The organism is Pseudomonas sp. NFACC51, from assembly GCF_900103575.1.
GTDB lineage: Bacteria > Pseudomonadota > Gammaproteobacteria > Pseudomonadales > Pseudomonadaceae > Aquipseudomonas > Aquipseudomonas fluorescens_Q.
Genome location: NZ_FMXH01000017.1, coordinates 51,079 through 70,974, shown reverse-complemented (window position 1 = coordinate 70,974; position 19,896 = coordinate 51,079). Strand labels below are relative to the sequence as shown.

General features: G+C 60.6%; 21 protein-coding genes. 15 read left to right on the top strand and 6 right to left on the bottom strand.

The window, feature by feature from the left end; genetic code table 11:
• Positions 1–9: 9 nt before the first annotated feature.
• Positions 10–756 (top strand): phytanoyl-CoA dioxygenase family protein, encoded by a 747-nt coding sequence (locus tag BLT00_RS26140; RefSeq protein ID WP_092148586.1) that lies wholly within the window; start codon positions 10–12, stop codon positions 754–756.
• A gap of 11 nt (positions 757–767) precedes the next feature.
• Here the strand turns inward: BLT00_RS26140 and BLT00_RS26135 are convergent, their stop codons facing one another.
• The 3 genes from BLT00_RS26135 to BLT00_RS26125 form a co-directional block, all read right to left on the bottom strand.
• Entirely contained in the window at positions 768–1,136 is a 369-nt protein-coding gene (locus BLT00_RS26135) for a cupin domain-containing protein (RefSeq protein WP_072341306.1), read from the bottom strand.
• A 103-nt stretch (positions 1,137–1,239) separates the two neighbouring features.
• Positions 1,240–2,046, bottom strand: a complete 807-nt coding sequence (locus BLT00_RS26130; RefSeq protein ID WP_092148583.1) for an AraC family transcriptional regulator — start codon at positions 2,044–2,046, stop codon at positions 1,240–1,242.
• Between the two features lie 205 nt (positions 2,047–2,251).
• Positions 2,252–2,443: a YegP family protein gene (locus BLT00_RS26125; protein ID WP_092148580.1), complete on the bottom strand. Its 192-nt coding sequence runs from the start codon at positions 2,441–2,443 to the stop codon at positions 2,252–2,254.
• A gap of 301 nt (positions 2,444–2,744) precedes the next feature.
• Here BLT00_RS26125 and BLT00_RS26120 point away from each other — a divergent pair, with 301 nt between their 5' ends.
• The 6 genes from BLT00_RS26120 (at position 2,745) to BLT00_RS26095 (ending at position 8,511) form a co-directional block, all read left to right on the top strand.
• The gene (locus tag BLT00_RS26120) at positions 2,745–3,713 is read left to right on the top strand and encodes a glycosyltransferase family 2 protein (RefSeq protein WP_063322515.1); all 969 of its coding nucleotides are present in this window, start codon (positions 2,745–2,747) and stop codon (positions 3,711–3,713) included.
• A gap of 2 nt (positions 3,714–3,715) precedes the next feature.
• Positions 3,716–4,426 carry a class I SAM-dependent methyltransferase gene (locus BLT00_RS26115; RefSeq protein WP_092148577.1) on the top strand — a complete coding sequence of 237 codons (711 nt, stop codon included), beginning with the start codon at positions 3,716–3,718 and terminating at the stop codon, positions 4,424–4,426.
• A 44-nt stretch (positions 4,427–4,470) separates the two neighbouring features.
• Entirely contained in the window at positions 4,471–4,806 is a 336-nt protein-coding gene (locus BLT00_RS26110) for a GtrA family protein (protein ID WP_063325150.1), read from the top strand.
• Positions 4,803–6,890, top strand: coding sequence for a DUF6311 domain-containing protein (locus BLT00_RS26105; RefSeq protein WP_092148574.1), 2,088 nt, complete (start codon positions 4,803–4,805; stop codon positions 6,888–6,890). Before BLT00_RS26110 ends, BLT00_RS26105 begins: the two co-directional genes overlap by 4 nt.
• A gap of 228 nt (positions 6,891–7,118) precedes the next feature.
• Positions 7,119–8,042, top strand: coding sequence for a LysR family transcriptional regulator (locus BLT00_RS26100; protein ID WP_092148572.1), 924 nt, complete (start codon positions 7,119–7,121; stop codon positions 8,040–8,042).
• A gap of 103 nt (positions 8,043–8,145) precedes the next feature.
• On the top strand, positions 8,146–8,511 hold the full coding sequence (locus BLT00_RS26095) for a 5-carboxymethyl-2-hydroxymuconate Delta-isomerase (RefSeq protein WP_063322511.1): 366 nt from the start codon (positions 8,146–8,148) through the stop codon (positions 8,509–8,511).
• 3 nt (positions 8,512–8,514) lie between these two features.
• Here BLT00_RS26095 and BLT00_RS26090 read toward each other — a convergent pair whose 3' ends face one another.
• Positions 8,515–9,447, bottom strand: a complete 933-nt coding sequence (locus BLT00_RS26090; RefSeq protein ID WP_092148569.1) for a LysR family transcriptional regulator — start codon at positions 9,445–9,447, stop codon at positions 8,515–8,517.
• Positions 9,448–9,983: 536 nt separating this feature from the next.
• Between BLT00_RS26090 and BLT00_RS26085 the strand changes: the two genes are divergently transcribed.
• The 6 genes from BLT00_RS26085 (at position 9,984) to BLT00_RS26060 (ending at position 16,658) form a co-directional block, all read left to right on the top strand.
• Entirely contained in the window at positions 9,984–11,351 is a 1,368-nt protein-coding gene (locus tag BLT00_RS26085; RefSeq protein ID WP_170862030.1) for a glutamine synthetase family protein, read from the top strand.
• A 343-nt stretch (positions 11,352–11,694) separates the two neighbouring features.
• Positions 11,695–13,344 (top strand): phosphoethanolamine transferase, encoded by a 1,650-nt coding sequence (locus BLT00_RS26080; RefSeq protein ID WP_092148563.1) that lies wholly within the window; start codon positions 11,695–11,697, stop codon positions 13,342–13,344.
• 68 nt (positions 13,345–13,412) lie between these two features.
• Positions 13,413–14,054: a class I SAM-dependent methyltransferase gene (locus BLT00_RS26075; protein WP_063322507.1), complete on the top strand. Its 642-nt coding sequence runs from the start codon at positions 13,413–13,415 to the stop codon at positions 14,052–14,054.
• A 121-nt stretch (positions 14,055–14,175) separates the two neighbouring features.
• The gene (gene rnd / locus BLT00_RS26070) at positions 14,176–15,309 is read left to right on the top strand and encodes a ribonuclease D (protein ID WP_092148560.1); all 1,134 of its coding nucleotides are present in this window, start codon (positions 14,176–14,178) and stop codon (positions 15,307–15,309) included.
• The gene (locus tag BLT00_RS26065) at positions 15,306–15,599 is read left to right on the top strand and encodes a YcgL domain-containing protein (protein WP_003198853.1); all 294 of its coding nucleotides are present in this window, start codon (positions 15,306–15,308) and stop codon (positions 15,597–15,599) included. Before rnd ends, BLT00_RS26065 begins: the two co-directional genes overlap by 4 nt.
• Before the next feature lie 126 nt (positions 15,600–15,725).
• Positions 15,726–16,658 (top strand): D-2-hydroxyacid dehydrogenase, encoded by a 933-nt coding sequence (locus tag BLT00_RS26060; protein WP_092148557.1) that lies wholly within the window; start codon positions 15,726–15,728, stop codon positions 16,656–16,658.
• Positions 16,659–16,893: 235 nt separating this feature from the next.
• Here BLT00_RS26060 and BLT00_RS26055 read toward each other — a convergent pair whose 3' ends face one another.
• Complete coding sequence (locus BLT00_RS26055; RefSeq protein WP_092148554.1) at positions 16,894–17,487, bottom strand: nitroreductase family protein; 594 nt, start codon at positions 17,485–17,487, stop codon at positions 16,894–16,896.
• A 160-nt stretch (positions 17,488–17,647) separates the two neighbouring features.
• On the opposite strand from BLT00_RS26055, the gene BLT00_RS26050 reads away from it, so the two are divergent.
• Both BLT00_RS26050 and BLT00_RS26045 read left to right on the top strand, forming a co-directional pair.
• On the top strand, positions 17,648–18,097 hold the full coding sequence (locus tag BLT00_RS26050; protein ID WP_063322504.1) for a YcgN family cysteine cluster protein: 450 nt from the start codon (positions 17,648–17,650) through the stop codon (positions 18,095–18,097).
• 31 nt (positions 18,098–18,128) lie between these two features.
• Entirely contained in the window at positions 18,129–19,358 is a 1,230-nt protein-coding gene (locus BLT00_RS26045) for a hypothetical protein (RefSeq protein ID WP_092148551.1), read from the top strand.
• Positions 19,359–19,461: 103 nt separating this feature from the next.
• Here the strand turns inward: BLT00_RS26045 and BLT00_RS26040 are convergent, their stop codons facing one another.
• Entirely contained in the window at positions 19,462–19,839 is a 378-nt protein-coding gene (locus BLT00_RS26040) for a YgaP family membrane protein (protein ID WP_003198860.1), read from the bottom strand.
• Positions 19,840–19,896: the final 57 nt, after the last annotated feature.

Below are 19,896 nucleotides of genomic sequence, written 5' to 3'. Positions count from 1 at the left end.
GGGGGTGTCGTGTCCACTGACGATCAGCTCCGCGCGCTGCATCAGGACGGTTTTGTCCTGATGCCCGGCGTGCTGGATGCCCGACAGATCGCCGACCTGCGCCATGCCATCGACCAGTTGAAGCCCCAGCATTGGGACTACAGCGGTGTCATCGATCATTACAAATGTGTGTTCAATCGCGATCCGTTCTGGCTGCCGTTCCTGGATGTGGCCGGGGTGATCGAGCTGGCCGAGGCAGCCCTGGGCGACGATTGCCATGTCATCGGCCAAACGGCCTGGCGCTGCCATCCCGGTTTTACCGGGGCACCGTTGCACCTGGATTATCTGGCGATGCAATTGCCGCCAGGGCTGTTGGCCGACCCTGCCTTTGAACTGCCGATGCAGGTCTTTACCGCGCAGTTTTACCTGGATGACATCGACGCCGACTTGAGCCCGACCCAGGTCATTCCGGGCAGCCACAAAGCCGGCCGGGCACCCGTGAAGGGCGAAACGCAGTGGCAAGGGCGCCCCGCGCAGCCCGTGCTGTGCCAGGCGGGCGATGTGCTGATACTGCGCAGTGAGTTATGGCACGCCGGTAGCGATAACCGGACCGCCGACCGCACGCGTTACATGCTTCAGGTGCACTATGGTCGGCGGATGGTCGCGCAGAAGTTCTCACCTTATCTGCATTGGCAGTTCAATCCTGTGGTCTTGGTCGCCGCGACACCTCGTCAGCGGCGGTTGTTGGGCGATCACCAGGAAGCTGAATACGATTGAGCCTGGCTCAGTCAGATCCACACATCATTGACTGCCGTTCGCTCATTGGTTTGTTCGCCGGTATTGAGGACACCACGTGGTTCGATCAGCAGCAGTTTCACTTCGTGTGCGGCGCTGGGCTTGTGCTCGACACCTTTTTTGACCACGTACATTTCGCCTGGCCCTATGGTCACCGCACCGTCGCGAAAATCGATATGCAACTGGCCCTCCAGCACGATGAAGGTTTCATCGGTGTCGGCGTGGGTGTGCCAGATGAATTCGCCTTCGAGCCGGGCGATCTTGAATTGGTAGTCATTCATTTCGGCCACGACTTTCGGTGCCCATTGTTCGTGGAACAGTGCGTATTTCTGAGCGAAGTTGATGGGGGCGTAGTGGGTCATCGAGGCATGCTCCTCAGGTGGGTGGTGAGCTGTACCTTACTGTCGGGGCCTGGGTGTCGTATTGGATGATCGTGCAGCTTTTTGTCGTGCCCAGCCTGTGCCTTCAGCGCAGCATTTTCAGCCAGCGTGCCGGTGAAATACCGAAGGCCTGGGTGTGCAGTCGGGTCATGTGGCTCTGATCGAAAAAACCACAGGCCAGGGCTACTTCGCTCAGCGGCATGCCATGGAATACCAGGCGCCGGGCTTCGTTCAAGCGGCGCTGGGTGATGTAACGATAGGGGCTGGTGCCATACAGTGCCCGGAAATCCCGGGACAGGCTCCATCGATCCCGGCCGCTGGCCTGCACCAGGTCGTCCAGTGTGATCGTCTGGTGGAGGGCATCATGGATGAACAGGCGGGCACGCTCCGCCGCCGGGTAGTCGATCAGCCGCCGCCCAGGTCGGCTGCCGGCCGCGATGTCGAGTGCCTGGGCCACATCGTAGATGGCGTCCTCTTCCTCCAGCGGATCGAGGGGATGATCCAGGCCGTTCAATAGTCGACGGGTCGCGATGTTGAGGCGAGGGTCGTTGGACAATCCTCCTTCGATGAAGGGCAATGGCTTGCCCCCCAGCACTTGCTGGATCACCGACGGTTCTATGTAGAACATCCGGTAGCGAAAACCCTCGCTCGTCCCGGCTTCGCCATCGTGCACCTCGTCCGGATGCAGGACGATGGTGCCGCCAGGCTGGCTGTGGCGCTTGCTGTGGCGATAGTTGAAGCTCTGCACGCCGGAAAGTGTGATTCCGATGGCGTAGGTGTCGTGGCGATGGGTGGTGTAGCCATGCCCGCTGAAATAGGCCTCGATGCGTTCCATTTTCCTCGATTCGGGCGCCCGCACCAGCCAGTCGCGATTATGGTTTGATCGAGTCATTGCACCAGCCTCCTTTTGTCCGCATACCCTACCTGCCTGAAAACCTTCGTTACAGCAAAAAAAGCTCAGGCTGCAAACAGCTCACTTGAGGCGATTGAACCCGTGGCGAGGGAGCTTGCTCCCGCTCGGTTGCGCAGCCACCGCAAAATCATAGGGCCGCTTCGCAGCCCAGCGGGAGCCAGCTCCCTCGCCACAATGATTCGGTTCAGATCTCCTTCACAGGCGTTTCGCCCTGGACATTCTTGATCAGCCTGATGACGTGAAGGCAGTCACTCTTGTTCACATAGGATTCGCCGCTGGCGATCGTTTCGTGGTTGCCGGCTCTCAAGCGCCAGCGCCATAGGCCTTTTCCAGTGCTCGGGGTGCCTCGGGTCTGTCGATAGATTTCAAAATACATCGGTTCGCTCCCTGCGATTCATTCAGTCAAGACATGCGTTGGACATGTGGCTGCCAGCCTAGCCAAGTGGCGGGTTTTGGCTACGGGAAATTCGTTTCCATTGGTTATTAAATATTGCTGGGCATGAGCCTGGAAAGAGGGTTCGACTTTCTGTAGGAAAAAAGTCATGTTACGAACAAGCAGTCAGATGAAGTTCCGGTTTGATCCTTGCGTTGCCCTGCTCGGTCCTGCTTAATACGTTTCGACGCCTAGGGCCGCAAGCCGATGGGACTGAAAACACTATAAGAAAAAGAGCTATCAAGTGACTGAATATCCAGGAACGGATCTGCAAGGTCGTCTAGCGCTTTCGCTTGTCATTCCGGTCTACAACGAAGTCCAGTCCATCGATGTGTTCATGGCCAGGATCGACCAGGTCTTTGCCCATGAGTCGCTGGTGAGCCTGGAGCTGGTGTTCGTCAACGACGGCAGCGTGGACGACACATTGGTGCTGCTGCTGGAACGGCAGAAGACCGATCCGCGCATCCGAGTCGTCGACCTGAGTCGCAACTTCGGCAAGGAGGCGGCGTTGAGTGCCGGCCTGCAAGCCGCTCGTGGCCAGGCGGTGGTGCCGATCGATGTCGATTTGCAAGACCCTCCCGAAGTCATCCTGGAAATGATTGCCCACTGGCGCAACGGTGCCGAAGTGGTGCTGGGCCATCGGATCAACCGCGACTCCGACTCCTGGGCCAAGCAGGTTTCCGCCAACGGGTTCTACCGGCTGCACAATAAGATCGCCGACCACAAGCTGCCGGAGAATGTCGGCGATTTTCGCTTGATGGATCGCTGCGTGGTCGATGCCCTGCAAACCCTGCCTGAATCTCGCCGCTTCATGAAAGGGCTGTTTGCCTGGGTAGGATTCCGCACCACCTACGTGGATTACGTCAGGCCTGAACGGGCCGCCGGTGAAAGCAAGTTCAATGGCTGGCGCCTGTGGAATTTTGCTCTTGAAGGCATCACCAGCTTCAGCACCGAACCGCTGCGTATCTGGACGTACCTGGGGCTTTGCGTCTCGCTGGTGTCTTTTGCGTTCGCCATCTTCATCGTACTGCGAACCCTGATTTCCGGGGTGGACCTGCCGGGCTATGCTTCGCTGATGGTGGCGGTCACGTTCCTGGGTGGGTTGCAACTGATCGGCATCGGCGTGCTGGGTGAGTACCTGGGCCGCACCTACATCGAATCCAAGCGCCGACCGATTTTCCTGGTGCGGCGCCTCTATGACGCCAAGGACTGACCATGGACCTCAAGGAAACCGATATCCTCGGTCCCGATATCGAGCAGCATTGGTACTACCGGTCGAAAGCGCGCGCCATGCTGCACATGCTCAAGGGCACCTCGGCCAGTACGCTGCTGGACGTGGGGGCCGGGTCGGGCTTTTTTTCCCATCACCTGCTGACCCATACCGCAACGGCCCAGGCCTGGTGCGTGGACATCAGTTATCCGGCCGACTCCGACGCCAGTACCGCCGGTAAACCGGTCCGCTACCGCCGTGCCATCGACACGCTGGACGCTGACCTGGTGTTGCTGATGGACGTGCTGGAGCATGTGGATGATGACGTGGGGCTGCTCAAGGCCTACGTCGACAAAGTGCCGTCGGGCAGCCGCTTCCTGATCACCGTGCCGGCGTTCCAGTTTCTCTGGAGCGGGCATGATGATTTTCTCGAGCATAAGCGCCGCTACACCCTCAAACAGCTGGAAAGTGTCGTGGCGCAGGCGGGTTTGCAGGTCCAGCAAGGTGCGTATTACTTCGCCCTGGTATTTCCCATTGCCGCCGCCCTGCGCCTGTTGCAGCGCAAGGCGTCCGGCGCCTCGGCCAAGTCGCAGCTTGCGCGTCATCATCCGCTGGTCAATGGCGTGTTGAGGTCACTGTGCAGCCTGGAGCGTCCGTTCATGGGCGCCAATCGTATGGTCGGCCTGACGGTGTTCTGCCTGGCGCAGAAGCCGTGACCTGGACGCACTCGCCGTTGCTGCGCCGTGCCTTGCGCTTTGCCATGACGGGTTTGGTTGTCACCGTAGTCCATGTGGTGGCTGCCGTGCTGTTTGTGCACCTGATCCTGGCAAACCCGCCACTGGCCAATGGTTTCGCCTTTGTCGTGGCGACCGTGGTGTCGTACCTGGTCAACACCCTATGGAGCTTTTCCAGTCGCTTGCATGGCCGTACCCTTGGCCGTTTCGTGGTGGTATCGATCGGCGGGTTCGGGCTGGCGATGCTGGTGGCCTGGGGCGCCCAGCGCGTCGGCCTGGATTACCTGGCGGGCATCGCCGCCGTGGCGCTGATTATCCCGGTGTTCACCTTCATCCTGCATAATTTCTGGACGTATCGATGACCGTTCGTGGTGAGCGTTACTGGGGCTGCTTATTGCCCATCCTGTTGGGCGCGCTGGCATTCCTGCTGGTGATCGGGCCACGGGTATTGGACCCCACGAACATCGCCTGGCTGGGGGAGGGCGATACGACAACCCATTACTTGGGCTGGGCGTTTTTCCGCAGTTCACCCTGGACCTTTCCGTTGGGCATGAACCCTTCCTATGGTTTGGAGTTGGGCAACGGCATCATTTTTTCCGATTCCAATCCGTTGCTGGCGTTCCTGTTCAAGCCCTTCAGCGGCTGGCTGCCCGAGACGTTCCAGTATTTTGGCCTGTGGTTGCTGGCCTGTTTCATCCTGCAAGCCTGGTTCGCCTGGAAACTGCTCGGCCTGCTGACGCCGTCACTGTGGATCAGGCTGTTGGGCGCCGGGTTGTTTGTGTTTTCGCCGCCGATGTTTCTGCGCATGGGCGGGCATTTGTCGTTGTCCGGGCATTTCCTGATTCTGGCGGCCTTGTACCTGGCGCTGCGTCCTGGTTTGCAGAAGCGACGGCTGGCCTGGGGCGTGCTGTTGGCCGCGACAGCGTTGGTGCATGCCTACTTGTTGGCCATGGTGGCGTTGATCTGGCTGGCCGACCTCGCCAACCAGGCCATCAAGGGTCGCTTGTCCCGACGCGATGCCTTGATCGAGCTGAGCGGTTTGTTTTTGCTGGTTGCGTTCTGTTGCTGGCAGGCCGGTTATTTCAGTGTGGGTGGCGGGACCGTATCGGGTGGTTATGGCCTGTACCGCTTGAATGTACTGTCGCTGGTCGACCCCAGTGGCTGGTCCTACATCGTGCGGGACCTGCCCGAGGGGCCCGGGGACTATGAAGGGTTCAATTACCTGGGACTGGGAGTCCTGATCCTGGCGATCTGTGCCGCTGTGGCACTGCTGCAAGGCAATACCGGTCTGGTGAGTGCCGTGCGCCACAGAGGGTTGTTGCTGTGGGCGCTGTTCGGGTTAACGCTGTTTTCGCTGACCAACACCCTCGGTATCGGCGTGCTGGATGTGCATTACTGGCTGCCCGGAAGCCTGGAGAAGCTGGCGAATGTCTTTCGCGCGTCTGGCCGGATGTTCTGGCCAGCGTTCTACGCCATCGTATTTGCCGTCATTTTCCTGGTGATCCGCGGCAACAAACCACGGGCGGCGGCGTGTCTGTTGGCCATCGCCCTGCTGGTGCAAGTCCTGGATACCCGCGCTGGATGGGCAGGCCTGCGCCAGAGCCGGATGATGCCGGCCGCCTCCAGTTGGTCCACCTCCATGAATGATCCATTCTGGGCCAGTGCGGCCAGCCACTATTCGAAAGTCCGGACGCTGCTGCCGCAGAACCAGCCGGACAACTGGCTGCTGACCAGCCAATACGCCCTGAAGCATGGATTGGAAACCGATGGCGTGTACCTGGGACGCATGGGCACCCGGGAGATCGAACAAGCCCAGCGACGCGCCGCGCAGATGCTTGCCAGCGGCGAATATGCAGCGGATTCGCTGTACATCCTCGACCCTGGCGCCGCGCTCCAGGCGGCGAAGACCGTCAATCGCCAGACCGACCTGTTGACCCGTATCGATGGCCTCGTGGTGCTGGCGCCGGGTTGGAAGTCATGTGTCCAATGCCCATCGTTTGCCGATGAGACGCTGGACGTGCAGGTGAAGATCGGCGAGCGCCAGGTGTTCAGCCGAATCAACCCGATGTTGGCCAGTGGCTGGGGACGCGTCGAGGATTGGGGCATCTGGTCGGAAGGGACCGAGGCTGAGATTGTCTTGCGCATTGCGCCAGAAGCGCGCGTCCTCTCGATAGACGCGGCGGCGTTCGTGCAGCCCCCCCTGCATACGCGCCAGCGAGTGGACGTCTCGATCAACGGTGTGGCGGCGTTGTCGACGCAGTTCACGCGCCTGCAAGACAACACCCTTGAACTGCCCCTGACACCGGCTATTCGTGAAACGATGGGCACGGATGGGTCGTTGCGCGTGCATTTTCATTTACCCGATGCCATCAGCCCCAAGGCGCTGGGGCTGGGAGGTGATGAGCGAGTCATGGCGCTGGGGCTGAAATCGCTGATCGTGAGGTAGGGTTTTTTTCATTGTGGCGAGGGAGCTTGCTCCCGCTCGGTTGCGCAGCAACCGCAAAATCTTGGGGCCGCTTCGCAGCCCAGCGGGAGCAAGCTCCCTCGCCACAAAAGCAGGGTGCCGCTCCCAATTTCTTCGACGGTATTGCGCAGGCGCTTAACCTTTTTGCGCATAGACGCACAACCCCTGGCGTTTCTACACTGCAGCCAATCAAGGGATGGAGGGCAGTGGATGAACCGCAACGAATTGCGCAAGGCCGACATCAACCTGATGGTGGTTTTCGAAACGCTGATGCTTGAGCGTAACGTGACACGGGTGGCGGAAAAACTGTTCCTGGGCCAACCGACCATCAGCTCGGCCCTCAATCGTTTGCGCAAAATGTTCAACGACCCGTTGTTCATTCGCGTCGGTCACCGCATGGAGCCGACGGCCCGGGCTGAAGAAATCATTCGGCATCTGTCTCCGGCGCTCGATTCGCTGTCGGTGGCCTTGAGCCTGACCCACGATTTCGACCCCACCAGCAGCACCATGACGTTTCGCATCGGCCTGTCGGACGACGTCGAGTTCGGCCTCTTGCCGCCCCTGTTGAGCAGCCTGCGGCAAGAGGCGCCGAAAATTGTGTTCGTGGTCCAGCACGTCGATTACTGGCGCATCCCCGATTTGCTGGCATCGGGCGACATCACCGTGGGCATCAGCCAGACTCGCGGCCTGCCGGCCAACGCCAAGCGCAAATTGTTGCGACACATCCAGCCCCGCGTGTTGCGCGCCGATGCGTCGGACACGCCGCTGACCCTGGACGAGTATTGCGCGCGACCTCATGTGCTGGTGTCCCATACCGCGAACGTCGCCGGGTTTGTCGATGAATGGCTGGCCGAGATCGGACGCACACGCCAGGTCGTGCTGTCGGTGCCGCAATACAGCGCATTGCCGGCATTGCTGGCCGGCACTGACCTGATCGCCAGCTTGCCGGACTATACCGCCGCCGCCATGGCAGCTTCGGGGCAATTGTTCAACGAACCCTTTCCTTTCAAGACCCCGACCCTGGATTTGTCCATGGTCTGGCTGAGCCATGTCGACAGTGACCCGGCCGAGCGCTGGTTGCGGTCGCGGTTGGAGGCCTTCATGGGCGAGCGTGGGCTCTCGGTACAACCCTGACACCGGCCCGCAGCGAAACAAAAACTGCCCCAACGTTTAAAGTCGGGGTAAGGTTGTGACGGCTGAAATCCCCTTGTCATATTTTCGAATCGGAGTCGAACACATGCCTCACCTGCACATGGAGTACACCGCCAACCTGCCCGAGCTGAAGGCCGATGTTGCATTGCTGCGCCTGAACAATGCGCTGGTGGCTTCTGGTCAATTCGCGGCCGAGCTGGACATCAAGAGCCGGGCCGTGAAGCTCGAGACGTTCCGGGTGGGCACGGGGCTGGGCGAGCGAGGTTTCGTGCATGTGAAGCTGGCCTTGCTAAGCGGTCGCTCGACGGAAATCAAGAAGCAACTGGCCGATAGCCTGCTGGCCGTGATCCAGGAACTGGGGCCATGGCCGGCCGACGTTAGCGTGCAACTGTGCGTGGAAATCCTCGACATCGATCGAGGCCCGTATGCCAAGGCCTTGATCGGTCAATGACGTTCAGGTGTCGCGGGCGGCGCAGGCCTTGATGATCTGTTCGCGCAGCCAGGCGTTGGCACTGTCCTGATCGACGGCCAGGCTCCACTGCATGTTCAGGGTGAACCCCGGCAGGCCCTGGGGCGCTTCGTGATGATTGAAGATTGCCTCGTTGGCCAGCAATTTCTGGATACGGCGGGGCAGGGTCAGGATGAAGTCGGTGCCGGTGATCATCTTCAGTGCGGCACTGTAGCTGTTGGCGCGGGCGGCAATCTGGCGTTGTTGTGCCTGCTGCGACAGCCAGCCGTCCACCATGTTGGTCGCTGACGACCAGGGCGTCGGAAACACGTGTCGGCGCCGTACGAAAGACTGAAGGCTCAGTTGCGGTTCAAGTGGCGTCGCCCGTTTATCCACGACACAAACCAGGTCCTCCTCCAGCAACTGCCGGGATTTGAAATCGGCATGGTTGCTGTGGAAGTTCGGGCCGAAGCAGATCACCAGGTCCAGGCTGCCGTCGCGCAACTCTTCGGCGGGGATGTCGGCTTCGAGCTTGTGCACGTTCACCGCCACCGGCAGATTGGCGTAATCGAAGCCTTGCAGCAGTTGCGGCAGGATCAACTGTTCGAAATATTCCGGTGCGCAAATATTGAAGGTAATGGCTTGCCGGGTCGGATCGAAGGTGGGTGTACCGGCATGGCACAGGTTGATGCTTTGCAAAATGGCGCGCACATGCTCGTACATGCCCTCGGCCTTATAGGTGGGGCGCATGCCGGTGCGGGTGTTGATGAATAGCTCGTCTTCGAAACAGGTTCGCAGTTTCTTGAGGCAATAACTGACGGTTGACTGACTGACGCACAATGCCTCGGACACGCCGGTGACACTGCTTTGCTCGTACACGGCGCTAAACACCATGAGGTCTTGCATGTCGAGCTTTCTGAGGGAGTTACTGTTCAGCATCCGTTCTGTCTCTCGCTGTGCTCCTTGCGCGGATTTTGCGCAAACCAGGCCGATGATCCTAACGGAACGATCGTGCCAAGAGAATGCCAGGCAGGCGCTTTCATGGTCGGGAACGGGACAGATAATGTAGGGAACACGACGTGTCGATCAACGACTGTTTGGTTTGCCTATGTTTAGTTGGCTGCGATCCAAGCTCCATCAAATCCAGGTTTAACCTCCCAGGGTAGCGTGGGACGCTTGTCCGATGTGTTTCCTGTGATGCGCTCATGAACGGTTGGCCCCTGGCATTCCAATACCCTTCATCTGCCGCGGTCGATCCGGTCGGCCGGTTCACGCCTGCCATGGCCCCAACCCTCAGTGCGTTGCCCTCCGAGCTGGCCTTTTGGGCGCTCTGGCATTGCCGTCACGCCCGTCCTCCAGATACTCGTATTACCTGTTGATCATTCGCAGTGCTCGCTCAATGGCGAGCACAGACTGACGGTGCCTTGTCGCCCGTCCGACATGGAAATACGAGCCTTCTCATGAGCCTTGCCAAGATTTCTTTCGCTCCCGTGCAACACGCCGAGGCGTTCCTTGCGCAGAACCCTGATATCGAACTGTTCGAGCTGTTCATCCTCGACAACAACGGCGTGCCCCGGGGCAAGTTGTTGCATCGGGACGAGTTGCTGGCGGTTTTCGAAAGTGGCCGGCCACTGCCCAGTACGATTCTCGGGCTCACCGTCAATGGCGATGATGTGGAAAATTCCGGACTGGTGTGGGACGTCGGCGACATCGATTGCCGTGCCTACCCCCTCAGCGGCAGCTTGCAACGTATGCCGTGGCGATTGATTCCTACGGCCGCCGTGCAGGTCAGCATGCATCCCCAGGAGGGCATGCCGGCGACCATCGCCGATCCGCGTTATCTGCTCAGCCAGGTGATCGAGGCTTTACAGGCCGACGGCTATTACCCGGTGATGGCGGCGGAGCTGGAGTTTTATCTGCTGGACGCGCAACGCGACAGCCAAGGCCGGCCACAGCCAGCGCGGGACGCCGACGGTGGCCGACCGCGTGCCACCCAGGTCTACGGTTTGCGCGAGCTGGAGCAGATCGAGCCGTTCCTGGCCGACCTGTACGCTGCGTGCAAGCTGCAAGGCATTGCGGCCCGGACCGCCATTTCCGAATACGCACCGGGACAAGTGGAGATCACCCTTGAACACCGCAGCGATGCCTTGCAAGCCATGGATGAAGCGGTGCGCTACAAGCGACTGGTCAAGGGCGTGGCCCACAAGCACGGCATGCAGGCCTGCTTCATGGCCAAGCCGTTCGATCACTTGGCGGGCTCCGGCATGCACATGCATGTCAGCCTGGCGGATCGCGATGGCCACAATCTGTTTGCCAGTGAAGCCGCCGACGGCACGCCGCTGTTGCGCCATGCGGTGGGTGGGATGCTCGACACCTTGCTCGATTCGCTGTTGATGTTTTGTCCGAACGCCAACTCCTACCGGCGATTCCAAAGCAACAGCTACGCACCGCTGGCGGCGACCTGGGGCGTGGACAATCGCACCGTGAGCCTGAGGGTGCCGGGCGGCCCGGCGTTGTCGAGGCACATCGAGCATCGTATCTGCGGTGCCGATGCCAACCCTTACCTGGCTGCGGCGGCGATATTGGCCGGCATTCATCGCGGCCTACGTGAACAGTGCGATCCCGGGAAACCTGTCGAAGGCAACGGCTACGCCCAGGCGGCCGAGTTGCTGCCCACCGACTGGCTCACCACCCTGCGTGCCCTTGAGGCATCGGCCTGGGCGCGGGAAGCGTTTGGCGATGAGTTTCTTGGCGTTTATCTGGCGGTCAAGCGCGCCGAATACCGCCAATTCATGGCGGAAGTCGGGGAGCAGGACTGGCGCTGGTATCTGAATCAGGCTTAAGAATAGCTTCAAGCTGCAAGCTGATTGGCAAAGAAAGACTGCTCACTTAGGGCAGTCGAAAAAACGTGGCGAGGGAGCTTGCTCCCGCTTGAGTGCGAAGCACTCACAAAAAGGGGCTGCTACGCAGCCCCGCGGGAGCAAGCTCCCTCACCACGCATCACTTTTCTTTAGCACTGCAAGCTGGGTCGAGCTTGCCGCTTAAATAATTATTTAATAGCAACTTTTTCACGAAAAATTGATGGTGGGCTACCTAAAGTTTGTGCTGCCGTAGGAAATGAAGTTTTCACATTTTCCTGCGGCACTTCTTTTTAAAAGAGCAACTTTCAGGAAATCGTCAACCATCATGCTGACCATTAAAGCGGTGCGCCCCGAGTGGGTGACACTGGCCGCCAGTGCCTTTTTGTTAGTGGGTTTCAACCTCGTTCTCTGGCAACACTTGCTGGCGATCACCACGGCTGACGCTCGTGGCCTGCTGATGTGCGTGGCGTTTGGCCTGATGATTTTCTGCGCGTTCAACCTGGTGTTGACGCTCGTGGCCTTCCGTCCGCTGCTCAAGCCCGTGCTGATGCTATTGTTCCTGATCAGTGCTGGCGTGGCGTATTTCATGGCCCAATACGGTGTATTGATCGATGCGGGCATGTTGCGCAACTTTGCTGAAACCAATGCCACGGAAGTTCGTGATCTGTTGTCGCTGAAGTTGTTTATCTACCTCGGGTTATTGGGGGTGTTGCCTTGCTGGTTGTTATTCAAGACCCCGATCAGCTATCGTCGCTGGCCCAAAGAGTTATTAAGTAAGTTGCTGGTCGGCGTGGCGTCGGCCGCGGTAATCGGCATGGTCGCCTTGGCCAACTACCAAGGTTTGTCTTCGTTGTTTCGCAACCACCACGAGTTGCGTTTGATGGTCGTGCCGAGCAACTACATCGGTGCGTCGCTCGGCTATTTGCGTGAGCAGGTCGCGTCGGCCAAGCAGCCGTTCATCACCCTGGGCGAGGACGCGAGCCGCAACCCGGCCTGGCAAACCCACGGCCGCAAATCCCTGACCGTACTGGTGGTGGGCGAGAGTGCCCGGGCCGAGAACTTCGGCATCCTCGGCTATGACCGCGATACCACACCGACACTGGACAAAGAGGCCGGCCTGATCGCCTTTACCGATGTGCATTCCTGCGGCACGGAAACCGCCGTGTCTGTGCCCTGTATGTTTTCCAACATGGGGCGCAAGAACTATGACGCCAGCAAGGCCAAGAATGAAGAGGGTTTGCTGGACGTGCTCAAGCACGCCGGGCTGGAGGTGATCTGGCGGGACAACCAATCCGGCTGCAAGGGCACCTGTGATCGGGTCACGCTGCAGGATGTCAGCAATCTCAAGGACCCGGCCCTGTGCGCCAACAGTGAGTGCCGTGATGAAATCCTGCTCCAGGGTTTGCAGCATTTCATCGACACACTCGACAAGGACACCGTGCTGGTACTGCACCAGATGGGCAGCCACGGGCCGGAATACTTCAAGCGCTATCCCAAGGAATACGAGCATTTCACCCCGGTATGCGAAAGCAACGCGCTGAACAATTGCAGCCGCGAGAGCATCGTCAACAGCTACGACAACACGCTGGTGTACACCGATCATGTGCTCTCGACCCTGATCGATCTGTTGCGGGCCAACCAGGACAAGGTCGACACGGCCATGCTGTACCTGTCGGATCATGGCGAGTCCCTGGGCGAATACAACCTGTTTCTCCATGGCACGCCCTACATGCTCGCCCCGGAGCAACAGAAACACGTGGCAATGCTTGCCTGGTTTTCCGACAGCTATCAGAAATCTTTCTCGGTCGACACCCATTGCCTGCAACTGAGTCGGCAAAAGCCTTTGAGCCAGGACAACCTGTTTCATTCGATGCTCGGGCTGCTGGAAGTCAACAGCCAGGTCTACAACCGGGACCTGGACCTGTTCGCCAGCTGTCGCGGCGCGGTGATTGACGGTGTCCTGGCACGAGAGTGATGGCCTGGACCTTTTTTTCACGCAGTGTTGGTTAACCTGTCATTCAATCTTCTCCAAGAGCCGTTCGTATGTCCGGGCTACCCCCATCCACCGTCGAGCTTGAGTTCGCCAGGCAGCATGACCAGGAGCATGCACAGGTCTGCTGTGGGCCGACGCCTCGACGATTGCGCCTGGCGTTCTGGCGCGACGAGCACATGGTACGCAATGCCCTGAAGGTGGCGGGCGAGCCCGGGTTGGTGCTGGATGTGGCCTGTGGCGCGGGACGGTTCTGGCCGGTGCTGGCCGAGCACGCCAACCGGGTGATCCTGGCGGCGGACCCGTCGCCGGACATGCTCGAACATGCGCTCACTCACCATGGCGGCGCGTTGCTCCAACGGGTCAAGACCTTCCCGAGTTCAGCGTTCACCCTCGGGCTGTCGGCCAACGCGGTGGATTGTATTCTCTGTCTGCAACTGTTTCGCCACGTCAGCGCCAGCGAGCATCGCCTGGCGCTGTTGCGCGAATTTCATCGGGTCAGTCGCGACACGGTGATCGTTTCGGTGCAAATCGAAGGCCGCCTCAAGATCGGCCAGGCGCCGCGACGGAGCCTGGCCGACAAGGCAGATGTGGAAGCCGAGTTCCGCCAGGCCGGTTTCAGCGTGCTTTGGTACCAGGATTTCCTGCCCGGTTTTGCCCTGACGCGTGTTTATGCGTTGCGTAAGACCGGTTAAGTCTTGATGTAGGACTATTCTTGCTTTTTCGCAGGCGATTTCTCTCAGGCGGCTGCTCTATGGATGCTCGCAATCGCCGGCGGCGATATATACTGCGCGCCATTCTTCAAGGGAGAGCCGTGTGGCCATCGATATTCACTGGATTCGCGACAACGATAGCCTCGGTCAGTTTTGCGCCGAGTGGCAGCAGTTGCCATTCGTCGCCCTCGACACCGAATTCATGCGGGTCGACACTTTTTACCCTATTGCCGGTTTATTGCAGATCGGCGACGGCAAGCGTGCCTACCTGATCGACCCCTTGACCATCGACAATTGGCAACCCTTGGCCGCACTACTGGAAAACCCGGCGGTGCTCAAGGTGTTGCACGCCTGCAGCGAAGACCTTGAAGTGCTGCTGCGCCTGACCGGCAGCCTGCCTGCGCCGCTGTTCGATACGCAATTGGCCGCCGCCTACCTGAACCTGGGTTTCTCCATGGGCTATTCGCGGCTGGTGCAGGAAGTGCTGGGTATCGAGTTGCCCAAGGGCGAGACCCGTTCCGACTGGCTGCAACGGCCCCTGTCCGAGACGCAGATCAGCTACGCGGCAGAGGATGCCGTGCACCTGGCAGAAGTTTTCGTACTGCTGCGCCCGAAGCTTTCCGACGAAAAATACCGTTGGGTCCTGGAAGACGGCGCCGAACTGGTGGCCAACCTGCGTCGCGAGGTCGACCCGTACGAGGTCTACCGCGAGGCCAAGCTCGCCTGGAAACTGTCCCGCGCCCAATTGGCCGTGCTGCGCGAGCTGTGCGCCTGGCGCGAACGCGAGGCGCGGGCCCGTGACCTGCCGCGCAATCGCATCATTCGCGAGCATTCGCTGTGGCCCCTGGCCCGTACCCAGCCGGATAACCTTGGCGCGTTGGCGAAAATCGAAGACATGCACCCGCGCACCGTGCGCCAGGACGGCCAGTTTCTGCTGGACCTGATCCAGCGCGCCGCCAGCGTGCCGCCCGAGCAATGGCCGCCGGCCGTGGCCGAGCCACTGCCCATCGAGGCCTCGGCCCTGGTCAAGCGTCTGCGGGCGTTGGGGCAGGCTGAAGCCGAGCGCCTGGACATCGCCCCGGAGCTGATGCTGCGCAAGAAAACCCTCGAAGCGCTGATCAAGAGCGGCTTCCCCGAGGGCCCTTACCAATTGCCCGATTCGCTGCGTGGCTGGCGCCGCGAATTGATGGGCCAGGCGCTGCTCGACAGCCTGGCCACTGCCGGAGAACAGCCTTGAAACGTATCTGCTCCATCTATCGAAGCTCGAAGAAAAACGAGATGTACCTGTATGTGCTCAAGAGCGATGCCTTGGAGCGCGTGCCTGAGCCGTTGATGGCCGCCTTTGGCAAGGCGATCCATGCCTTCGACCTGGTCCTGAGCCCCGAGCGGGCGCTGTCACGGGAGGACATCAACAAAGTGCTGGAAAACCTCGACACCCAGGGCTATCACTTGCAAATGCCGCCGGCCGAAGACGAGTACATCGAGCATTTGCCCGAAGAGTTGTTGCGCCGCAACGACCCGGTCTGACGGTCTCTGAGGCACCTGTTCTGGGTGCCTCTGGAAAAACACTGGAAGGGTTTATTGACGACGATCGTATGGATGGAGCGACACTCTATCGGCGGTTGTCTGCACTGTTTTTGAAAGGTTTGATTCATGCGCGTTCTGATTGCCGAACACGACCACCCGGTGTACGCCCAGCTTCTGCGTCAGGCGGCACCCGATATTGAAGTCCTGACCAGCGGCGACTCCGCCGAATTGTCGCGACTGGCCACCGATTGCCCGGTCTGGCTCGGTCAGCCTGATCTGCTGGCCACCTTGTTGCGTCAGGGCCATAGACCCAGCTGGCTGCAATCGACCTGGGCGGGTATCACGCCGTTGTTGGCCGAAGGCTTGACGCGCAACTACCGCCTGACCCGTGCGGTGGGCATTTTCGGCCAGGTGATGGCCGAATACGTGCTGACCTACATGCTCGGCCACGAACGTGAGGTGCTGGCGCGGCTGGTCAGCCAGGTCGAGCGCAAGTGGGACAACCGCCAGGGGCAAAGCCTGGCCGGGCGCAAGGTGTTGATCGTCGGGACCGGTGATATCGGTCAGCGGGTAGCGCAGTTCCTGGTGCCGTTTGGTGTGCAACTGTACGGTGTGGCCAGTGAAGCGCGAGCGTTGGCGCCGTTCATCGAAGTCGGGGCGCTGAAGGATCTGCCGCGCTTGGTGGGTGAGGCGGATTACGTGATCAATTTGCTGCCCAACACACCCGATACCCATGATGTGTACGACGCGGCGCTATTCAAGCAATTCAAGCCGACCGGGTTGTTCATCAACGTCGGCCGCGGCGTGGCGGTGGTGGATGCGGACCTGGTGCAAGCCCTGAAGGATGGGCACCTGGCCGGTGCGGTGATCGACGTCTGCCGTCAGGAGCCATTGCCACAGCGCCACCCCTTCTGGACCGCCTGGGGCCTGCTGCTGACCGGCCACAGCTCGGCACCGACCTCGCCGCCGATGATGGTGCAGTTGTTCCTGGAAAACCTGCGGGCCTATCAGGCCGGTGAGGCGCTACGCGGGGAAGTGGATTTCAGCCGGGGTTACTGACTTTCTTCCCGCTCCGGGTTGCGCCGTTCACTTAAGGTTTGTGTGAACCCAACCCTGTGGCGAGGGAGCTTGCTCCCGCTGGGCTGCGAAGCAGCCCCAAAACCTAAGCACGCGATGCATCAGATTGTCCGAGCCGGCTGATTCAGGGCTGCTGCGCAGCCCAACGGGAGCAAGCTCCCTCGTCACGGGAAGTGCCGTTCTTATGTGAATGGTTTGTTCACATGAAGGGGCAGGGTTACAGGGTGAAGTCGCCCTCAGCCACCAGTTCGCTCAACGGCCGGCGCGGGCTTGGGGTTTCGCGGGCCTGGAGGTATTCGGCCAGTGTCGATTTGTCCCCCAGCTTGCCAATCGCCACGGCGGCGTGCAGGGCGTAGCCTTCCGGGATCTTCAGTTCCTTGCGGGTCAACGCCTGGTCGAAACCGGCCATGCCATGGGTGTGCCAGCCGCTGAGGCTGGCTTGCAGCGCCAGGTGGCCCCAGGCCGCCCCCGTATCGAAGGTGTGGGACTGCGCAGGGGTTTCTTCGGTGGCGCCGGGAATGGCGAAGGTGGTTTTCGAAACAATGATCACCAGCGCCGAGGCGTGTTGGGCCCAGCTGCGGTTGAATTCATTGAGCAGGCCCAGGAAACGCTCCCAATTCGGCGTGTCGCGGCGCGCATACAGGAAGCGCCATGGCTGGGAGTTGTACGCCGACGGCGCCCAGCGTGCAGCTTCGAAGAAGCCCAGCAGGGTTTCTTCGGCAATGGTCTCGCCGGTAAAGGCACGGGGCGACCAGCGCTCGATGAATTGAGGGTGAATCGCGTAATCGGCAATGCGGGGATTGGCACTCATGGGCTTACCTGGCTGGGGTTTGGAAAGTCAATGAAACAACCTACGTCCCGCCGCCCGGGCTGACAAGTCCCGGCCTACCGACAGTCGCCAATGCTTGGCCTGAAGAGGCCCGGGCACTAGACTGTCGGCCTTTTCACCACCTGATGTTGATGCTTGAGCCATGGCCGCCAAAGTCGAACCGTTCTGGAAACGCAAAACCCTCGATCAGCTCGATCTGCAGGAATGGGAATCGCTGTGCGACGGCTGTGGCCTGTGCTGCCTGCAAAAACTCGAAGACGAAGACGACAACAGCGTTTACTACACGCGCATCGCCTGCAAACTGCTGGACCTGAAAACCTGCCAGTGCTCCGACTATCCCAACCGCCGCGACTTTGTCCCCGATTGCATCCAGCTCACGCCGGGCAAGGCCGATGAGTTCAAATGGCTGCCGCCGACCTGCGGTTATCGGCTGGTTAGCGAGGGCAAGGACTTGCCGTTGTGGCACCACCTGGTCTGCGGTGATCGCGATGCGGTGCACCACGAACGCATTTCCCAGTCCGGGCGTATGCTGGCCGAAGGCAGCGTGCCGGAAGACGATTGGGAAGATCATCTGATTTTCCGCGCCGGCTGAGCCGTCGGGCGGCGCGCCCCAGGGAGAACCCATGGCTGCAGGATTGAAACGGATGCTGGCCGCCGGGCTGCTGGCGATGTGCGGGCCGCTGTGGGCGGCGCAGAAAGTCGATCTGGATTATCACGTGCACCTGTTGCCCCTGAGCGATCAGGCCGAGGTGCGTCTGACCCTGGCCCGGGGGGCGGCGGTGCGTAGCCTGGATTTCGACCTCGGCGACGGCAGTCGCTACAGCGATTTCAAGGCCGACGGCCAATGGCAACTCACTCCCGGCAAAGAGGCGCGAGGTGTCTGGCGGCCGGCAGCGGACAAGGCCAGCCTGAGCTACCGCGTGCGCATCAGCCATGCGCGCAAGAACGCCACCTTCGAAACCCGCATGACCCCGACGTGGGCGTTGCTGCGCGGCGACGACCTGGTGCCATCGGCCAGGCTCGACCAGCAGGACGGCGTAGAACTGGTGGCCCGTCTTGAAGTTGAATTGCCCAATGACTGGAAAAGCATCGAGACGCCCTGGCCGCGCATCGGCAAGCAACGCTTTCGCATCGACAACCCCTCGCGCCTGTTCGACCGCCCTACGGGCTGGATGCTCGCCGGCAAACTGGGTAGCCGCCGCACCCGCCTGGGCGAAACTGAGGTGACGGTCGCCTCGCCCCAGGGCCAAGGCATGCGCCGGATGGATGTGCTGACGCTGCTGACATTCGTCTGGCCGCAGGTACAAGCACTGGTGCCGCGCCATCCGGCCAAGTTGCTGATTGTCGGCGCCGGCGATCCGTTGTGGCGTGGCGCCCAGGCCGGTCATGACTCGATCTACCTGCACAGCCGTCCGCCGCTGGTCAGCGAGCGGGGCAGTAGCCCATTGCTGCGGGAGTTGGTGCAGGCGCTGGCCCGGGTCAACGATCATGATCGCAGCGATTGGATCAGCGAAGGGCTGACCGAGTACTACGCCATCGAACTGCTGCGCCGCGCCGGCGGCCTGAGTGATGAGCGCTATCAGACCTTGAACGACCGGCTCGCCCGCGACAGCAAGGGCATCACCACCTTGCGCGGCGAACAGATCAGCTCGGCGGCGGTGGCCCAGGCGGTGTTGCTGTTGCAGGAACTGGACCGCGAGATTCGCCTGAAAACCCGTAACAAACGTTCGCTGGATGATGTGTTGCAGGCGGCGATGCGGTTGGAAACGGTCGATACCAAAGAGTTTGTGCAGCTCAGTGAGAGCGTTCTGGGTGGGGCCTCTACTGTGCTGGATACCCGGTTACTTCAGTGACACCGCCATCGCGAGCAAGCTCTCCCACATTGGGTTTTCGGCGTTCACAAAACATGTGGGAGCGAGCTTGCTCGCGAAGGGGCCATCAGCGGCGCTGCAAAAATCAGAGCCCAACCTTCGGCGAATCCAACGAATCATTCCCCGTCACCGTAGCCGTGCCAGTTGCCGCCTCGGCATTGGCCTTCAGGCGGCTCAGCTCATCACCGGCCTGTTCGATGCGAGCGCGGGCGTTGCTGAGGTTCTGCCGGTTCTTTTCCAACAAGGCCTTGGCCGAGCAATGCCCGGTGATCCCCCGCGCCAGCGCCATGCCGCCGATCGCCAGTTGAGCCAGGCCGAGCACACCGCCACGGCGCAAGCCCTTGCCCATCATCAGCACACCGCCGGCCAGCGAGCCAATGCGTTCCCAACCATGCACGTTTTGTGGCGGATGGGATTGGAAAGGGGTGGTCTCAATCGGCTCGAACGGATTGTTATCGCTCATGATCTGTCTCCAGTATGGGGATTGGTATAAAGCTGACTGCCCGAGCGATTGCCTTGT

What these genes read in the sequence shown, in the direction of transcription:
- BLT00_RS26135 (WP_072341306.1), bottom strand. Translation starts at nt 1,136, where the DNA reads ATGACCCACTACGCCCCCATCAACTTCGCTCAGAAATACGCACTGTTC.
- BLT00_RS26130 (WP_092148583.1), bottom strand. Translation starts at nt 2,046, where the DNA reads ATGACTCGATCAAACCATAATCGCGACTGGCTGGTGCGGGCGCCCGAA.
- BLT00_RS26125 (WP_092148580.1), bottom strand. Translation starts at nt 2,443, where the DNA reads ATGTATTTTGAAATCTATCGACAGACCCGAGGCACCCCGAGCACTGGA.
- BLT00_RS26115 (WP_092148577.1), top strand. Translation starts at nt 3,716, where the DNA reads ATGGACCTCAAGGAAACCGATATCCTCGGTCCCGATATCGAGCAGCAT.
- BLT00_RS26110 (WP_063325150.1), top strand. Translation starts at nt 4,471, where the DNA reads ATGACGGGTTTGGTTGTCACCGTAGTCCATGTGGTGGCTGCCGTGCTG.
- BLT00_RS26105 (WP_092148574.1), top strand. Translation starts at nt 4,803, where the DNA reads ATGACCGTTCGTGGTGAGCGTTACTGGGGCTGCTTATTGCCCATCCTG.
- BLT00_RS26100 (WP_092148572.1), top strand. Translation starts at nt 7,119, where the DNA reads ATGAACCGCAACGAATTGCGCAAGGCCGACATCAACCTGATGGTGGTT.
- BLT00_RS26095 (WP_063322511.1), top strand. Translation starts at nt 8,146, where the DNA reads ATGCCTCACCTGCACATGGAGTACACCGCCAACCTGCCCGAGCTGAAG.
- BLT00_RS26090 (WP_092148569.1), bottom strand. Translation starts at nt 9,447, where the DNA reads ATGCTGAACAGTAACTCCCTCAGAAAGCTCGACATGCAAGACCTCATG.
- BLT00_RS26080 (WP_092148563.1), top strand. Translation starts at nt 11,695, where the DNA reads ATGCTGACCATTAAAGCGGTGCGCCCCGAGTGGGTGACACTGGCCGCC.
- BLT00_RS26075 (WP_063322507.1), top strand. Translation starts at nt 13,413, where the DNA reads ATGTCCGGGCTACCCCCATCCACCGTCGAGCTTGAGTTCGCCAGGCAG.
- BLT00_RS26060 (WP_092148557.1), top strand. Translation starts at nt 15,726, where the DNA reads ATGCGCGTTCTGATTGCCGAACACGACCACCCGGTGTACGCCCAGCTT.
- BLT00_RS26055 (WP_092148554.1), bottom strand. Translation starts at nt 17,487, where the DNA reads ATGAGTGCCAATCCCCGCATTGCCGATTACGCGATTCACCCTCAATTC.
- BLT00_RS26050 (WP_063322504.1), top strand. Translation starts at nt 17,648, where the DNA reads ATGGCCGCCAAAGTCGAACCGTTCTGGAAACGCAAAACCCTCGATCAG.
- BLT00_RS26045 (WP_092148551.1), top strand. Translation starts at nt 18,129, where the DNA reads ATGGCTGCAGGATTGAAACGGATGCTGGCCGCCGGGCTGCTGGCGATG.
- BLT00_RS26040 (WP_003198860.1), bottom strand. Translation starts at nt 19,839, where the DNA reads ATGAGCGATAACAATCCGTTCGAGCCGATTGAGACCACCCCTTTCCAA.